Source organism: Bacillus sp. 522_BSPC (assembly GCF_001076885.1).
Lineage (GTDB): Bacteria > Bacillota > Bacilli > Bacillales > Cytobacillaceae > Niallia > Niallia hominis.
Genome location: NZ_JVDT01000016.1, coordinates 1 through 5,631, shown reverse-complemented (window position 1 = coordinate 5,631; position 5,631 = coordinate 1). Strand labels below are relative to the sequence as shown.

The window sequence follows — 5,631 nt, the reverse complement described above, 5'->3', positions numbered from 1 at the left end:
AAAAGGGAGCTAAAAAAACTCCCACAAAAACTTGACTCAATCATTAATTAGAATATGATTGACAGTATCATGTAAACATGTTAGTATTTTAATGTTGTTTGTAGCACCCGTGCTCTACAACCGCGCATAGCAGGTAATGAAGCTTTTGCTTTAGCAAAACGCCTGTCATTGGCGAGTCTTAGTCTATTAAGGAGGTGCAGTTTAATGTACGCAATTATTGAAACAGGCGGAAAACAAATCAAAGTTGAAGAAGGTCAAGCTATCTACATCGAGAAATTAAACGGTGAAGCTGGTGACACGGTTACTTTTGATAAAGTTCTTTTCGTTGGCGGAGAAAATGTAAAAGTAGGAAGCCCAGTTGTTGAAGGAGCTACTGTTACAGCTAAAGTTGAAAAACAAGGCCGTCAAAAGAAAATCATCGTTTTCAAATACAAAGCGAAGAAAAATTATCATAAAAAGCAAGGTCATCGTCAACCTTACACTAAAGTTGTTATCGAAAAGATTAACGCTTAAGGTTGAATTTGTATGATTGAAGTAACGATTGACAAATCAAACGATGGTCTCATTCATTCGTTTACCATTAGCGGTCATGCCCTTTTTGCAAATAGTGGGAATGATATAGTATGTGCAGGAGTATCGGCTGTTTCATTTGGAAGCATTAATGCCGTTATTTCCCTTACTGGTATTACACCTATTATTAAGCAAGGAAAAGATGGAGGTTTTATCTCTTGTACAATTCCAGAGAATATTCCGGAAGAAACAAGAGAAAAAATTCAACTTCTTTTAGAAGGAATGGTTGTTTCATTAGAAACAATTGAAAGAGACTATGGAAAATACGTAACTATCACTTATAATTAAATAGGAGGTGGAACGAAATGTTAAGATTAGATCTTCAGTTTTTTGCATCTAAAAAAGGGGTAGGTTCTACTAAAAACGGACGTGACTCCATTTCTAAACGTTTAGGAGCTAAACGTGCAGATGGTCAATTAGTAACTGGTGGAAGCATTCTTTACCGTCAACGCGGTACAAAAATCTATCCAGGAGTAAACGTTGGTCGTGGTGGCGATGATACACTATTCGCAAAAGTTGACGGAATCGTTAAGTTTGAGCGTCTTGGCCGTGATCGCAAACAAGTTAGCGTATACCCAGTAGCACAAGAAGCATAAGTTAATGATTAGATAGGCTGGCTCGTATAGGGTCAGCCTATCTGTTTGTTAAGGGATTGATTTCTTGAACTAAAATGAATGTTGATACAAGAGATAAGTTGTGAAGGATTTCAACACTTAGACAAAAAGCAGGAGGGGCTTTTTGTCTAAGTGTTGAAAAATAGAGAGAGGAATCAATTGCTTTTTCGTATGCTAACAAAGGATAAAGTTTGGCTCTTATGTATAGTTTGTTGTTACCACAGCTTTAATACACTTCGTTTTCAACATTTCTTTATCAAATTAATTCAAAATAGCTCTCTTTATAATTACTGTTTAGAGATTTTATATATCTAGGAGTTGTATGCTTCTTCCTATTCCCATCGATTAAAAACTTTAAAATCAGGCGAATGTTAATCGTCAAGGCTTAGCGAGTTATCGTTTTTGTTCATAGATGATTCATTTTTTGTTATACTTACTAAAAGCAGTCTTCTAAGACTTAATAACCTTTTTAGGAGTACAAGAATGAATAAAGACTGGAATACGATAGATTTTTTAAGACATGTTCGCCATGATTGGCTAAATAAAATTCAATTAATTAAAGGGAATTTGGATTTAAATAAACCAGAGCGAGTAAAAGAAATAATAAATGAGATTATTACAGAGACAAAACAAGAAGCTAAGTTATCTAATCTAAATATACCGCAATTTGCTACAAAGTTATTAATAGCAAACTGGGAAAATTATTATTTTAGGTTGGAATATGAAGTGTTGGCAGAAGAAAAATGTCAATTAACAGAAGACGAAACGCTTACTCCATGGATAACCTTGTTTTTTCAGACATTAAATCAGCATAGTAAACCTTTTGCAGACAATCACTTATTCATTTCCATTCATTCCATGGTGGAAGGGCTTCGGTTGTATGTTGATTTTAACGGCCAGCTATTAAATGCAGAGTCAATAATTCCATTTCTTCAACAACCGTTTTCCAAACAATTGGCGGTGGAAAATATAGAAATTAGTGATAAAGAGCTGGTATTTGAAGTCTGGATGATTAGAGAGAAAACAGGTAAATAATTAGAAGAACTCGTTGACTAAAATCAATTAGATTCGGTCAAATTACTTAAAAGAAAAATTGTGAGTTATAGAAAAATAGTAGCTGTAAATGCCTGTAAGTTCGAAAATAGGATATCCTAAAGCTTTACAAGTAAAATAAATCATAAGATATTCTCATGTTCTATACTAAACATGCAAGCTGCATATGTTTTTCTTAATAGGAGGAAATGAATTTATGTTTGTGGATCAGGTTAAGATTTATGTGAAGGGCGGAGACGGCGGAAATGGAATGGTAGCCTTTCGCCGAGAAAAATTTGTCCCTAAAGGTGGACCTGCTGGTGGAGATGGCGGTAAAGGAGCAAATGTAGTATTTGAAGTGGAAGAAGGTTTACGGACATTAATGGATTTCCGCTATCAACGTCATTTTAAGGCACCGCGTGGCGAGCATGGAATGTCTAAAAATCAGCATGGGCGTAATTCTAAGGATATGATTGTAAAGGTTCCACCTGGTACAATCGTATCAGATGCAAATACGAAAGAAGTGATCGCTGATTTAACAGAACATGGGCAACAAGCGATTATTGCACGAGGCGGTCGTGGGGGAAGAGGGAACTCCCGCTTTGCAAGCCCATCTAACCCAGCTCCTGAATTATCGGAAAATGGCGAGCCAGGTCAAGAAAGAGATATTATACTGGAGTTAAAAGTATTAGCAGATGTTGGTTTAGTCGGTTTTCCTAGTGTAGGTAAATCTACATTACTTTCCGTGGTATCTGCAGCCAAACCGAAAATTGCAGATTATCATTTTACAACGATTGCGCCTAATTTAGGAATGGTGGAAACAGAAGATAACAGAAGCTTTGTAATGGCAGATTTGCCAGGACTGATTGAAGGAGCACACTCTGGTGTTGGATTAGGCCATCAATTCCTTCGTCATATTGAACGGACAAGAGTTATTGTCCATGTCATTGATATGGCTGCTACAGAAGGCAGGGATCCATATGAAGACTATGTTACAATTAATAACGAGCTTCAAGAATACAATATGCGTTTATTAGAAAGACCGCAAATTATTGTTGCCAATAAAATGGATATGCCAGATGCAGAAGAAAACTTACAAGCGTTTAGAGAGAAACTGCAAGATGACTATCCGATATTCCCTATTTCAGCGATAACAAGATCTGGTTTACGTGAACTCCTTTTTGCTATTGCTGATAAATTAGAGAATACATCAGAATTCCCATTAGAAGAAGTGGAAGAAGAAGCAGGGATTCACCGTGTTGTGTACAAGCATGAAGTCGATGAGAGACAATTCTATATTACAAGAGATCCAGATGGAAGCTTTGTCCTATCTGGTGAAGGAATTGAAAAACTCTTTAAGATGACAGATTTCTCCCGTGATGAGTCTGTTCGTAGATTCTCTCGCCAAATGCGCGGAATGGGTATTGATGAAGCATTGCGTCAACGTGGTGCAAAAGATGGCGATACAGTAAAATTAATGGAGTATGAATTTGAATTTATCGATTAATAAATCGAAATAAGCCTAAGAACATTAAAAGTGGTAATAGAAGATCTTCCCTTTCGTCGAATGGATTAGACGGGAGGGGAGTTTTTCTACAGAAAAGACGAATGAATATATTTAAAATAGCTTTTTTAATAATGGATAAAAATTGAAATTTATATTAATCATACATAATGAAGTTTCCGTTATGCCTTGAGGGGTGAGCAGATGAAACATAGTAAATTGGATCAGAAATTTTTTTTAGTAAGAGAAGATGTACTTTCTGAAGCGATGCGAAAAACCTTGGATGCGAAAGAACTATTGGAAAGAGGAAAAGCAGAATCAGTACATGAAGCTGTAAAGCAAGTCGATTTAAGCCGAAGTGCATTTTATAAATATCGAGATACAATTTTTCCTTTTCACACAATCGTGAAGGAGAAGTTAATAACATTATTCTTTTATATTGAAGATCGATCGGGAACTTTATCCAAGCTATTAAGTGTGGTTGCTTCTGGAGGATGTAATGTACTTACGATTCATCAAACAATTCCGCTTCAAGGAAGAGCAAATGTGACATTATCTCTAAATACAGCAGAAATGGAGATTTCTATTGATATGTTGCTAGAGCGTTTGCGTATGCTTGAATTTGTCGAAAAGGTTGATGTATTAAGCTCCGGAGGCTAAATACTTCTAAAATGGTTAGAATAGCTTTAGCGTTCTTGTAGGAAGAAGGCTTATTTAAGTCTTTCTTCTTCTATAGTAGATAAATTCAGAATAAATAATTTTTTTGGAGGAGAAACAGGTGAAAGTAGGTTACTTAGGCCCAAAAGCAACATTTACAAATATGGCGGTAAATCAGCAATTTCCTGGTGTTGAATCAATCCCATTTCTTACGATTCCAAATTGCTTTGATGCTGTTATGGAAGACAAAGTGGATGTTGCTTTAGTACCGGTTGAGAATACATTAGAAGGTTCTGTCAATATCACCCTAGATTATTTAATTCATGAAGTATCTTTACCTATCTGCGGAGAAGTGACCGTTCCGATTAAACAACATTTAATGGTTCATCCCCTTCGTAAAGATAAATGGAGAGAAATTGATGTTGTTTATAGTCATTCCCATGCAATTGCTCAATGTCATAAATTTTTACATACAGAATTTAACGGGATTGTTTGTGAGTATATGACCTCAACAGCAGCAGCAGCTCAGTTTGTTAAGGAGAACTCAAATATAAATGGTGCAGCAATAGGAAATTCGCTAACAGCTGAAGAATATGGGCTTGAAATAGTGAGACATCATATTCATGATTCCAATAACAATCATACAAGGTTTTTAATTCTTTCAAAGAACCCTCTAAGCTATACGGCACCTTCAAGTAATTTGGCAGGTTATAAAACGAGTTTAATGGTCACTTTGCCATCTGATCGTTCTGGTGCCTTACATCAAGTATTATCCGCTTTTGCTTGGAGAAAATTGAACTTGGTGAAAATTGAATCGAGACCAACTAAAACCGGCTTAGGAAATTATTTCTTTCTTATTGATTTAGATAGAAAAATGGACGATGTTCTAATACCTGGAGCGATCGCAGAACTGGAAGCAATCGGTTGTGAAGTAAAGATACTTGGAAGTTATCCCTTTTATAATTTAGAGAAATAAAATTAATCTATTGAAGGCTTTGAGTATAAAAGGAGAAGGGCTAAAAAAAGAGGCTGGGACAAAACTAAATAGCCAATCTGTAAAGACGAACAATCTCTAATTTAGCTCTTAAATAAAGACTATTTTTTCATATTAGTTATTTATGGTTATAAATATATTCAAGTGTAAAAAACAATTCGTTCCATTGCGCTACGGACACTTCCTTTTCGCGGGGAGGAAGCCTGAGCCTCCTGTGGGATTAGCGAGACAGTCTGAGACCCTGCAGGCGGAAGCAGACC

General features: G+C 36.0%; 7 protein-coding genes and 1 other annotated feature. All 7 genes read left to right on the top strand.

The features are described 5' to 3' along the window. Positions 1 to 108 precede the first annotated feature (108 nt). Positions 109 to 189: a sequence feature (ribosomal protein L21 leader region), on the top strand. 15 nt (positions 190 to 204) lie between these two features. Next, positions 205 to 513: a 50S ribosomal protein L21 gene (rplU, locus tag ADJ83_RS01595; protein WP_016201698.1), complete on the top strand. Its 309-nt coding sequence runs from the start codon at positions 205 to 207 to the stop codon at positions 511 to 513. Between the two features lie 12 nt (positions 514 to 525). Further along, positions 526 to 858 carry a ribosomal-processing cysteine protease Prp gene (locus ADJ83_RS01590; protein ID WP_031540640.1) on the top strand — a complete coding sequence of 111 codons (333 nt, stop codon included), beginning with the start codon at positions 526 to 528 and terminating at the stop codon, positions 856 to 858. A 17-nt stretch (positions 859 to 875) separates the two neighbouring features. Continuing rightward, the gene (rpmA, locus tag ADJ83_RS01585; RefSeq protein ID WP_016201696.1) at positions 876 to 1,166 is read left to right on the top strand and encodes a 50S ribosomal protein L27; all 291 of its coding nucleotides are present in this window, start codon (positions 876 to 878) and stop codon (positions 1,164 to 1,166) included. Positions 1,167 to 1,667: 501 nt separating this feature from the next. Further along, positions 1,668 to 2,219, top strand: coding sequence for a Spo0B C-terminal domain-containing protein (locus tag ADJ83_RS01580; protein ID WP_031540639.1), 552 nt, complete (start codon positions 1,668 to 1,670; stop codon positions 2,217 to 2,219). A gap of 214 nt (positions 2,220 to 2,433) precedes the next feature. Continuing rightward, positions 2,434 to 3,723, top strand: a complete 1,290-nt coding sequence (obgE, locus tag ADJ83_RS01575; RefSeq protein WP_031540638.1) for a GTPase ObgE — start codon at positions 2,434 to 2,436, stop codon at positions 3,721 to 3,723. A gap of 201 nt (positions 3,724 to 3,924) precedes the next feature. Continuing rightward, positions 3,925 to 4,380 carry an ACT domain-containing protein gene (locus ADJ83_RS01570; RefSeq protein WP_031540637.1) on the top strand — a complete coding sequence of 152 codons (456 nt, stop codon included), beginning with the start codon at positions 3,925 to 3,927 and terminating at the stop codon, positions 4,378 to 4,380. Between the two features lie 118 nt (positions 4,381 to 4,498). Next, positions 4,499 to 5,353 carry a prephenate dehydratase gene (gene pheA / locus ADJ83_RS01565; protein ID WP_031540636.1) on the top strand — a complete coding sequence of 285 codons (855 nt, stop codon included), beginning with the start codon at positions 4,499 to 4,501 and terminating at the stop codon, positions 5,351 to 5,353. Positions 5,354 to 5,631: the final 278 nt, after the last annotated feature.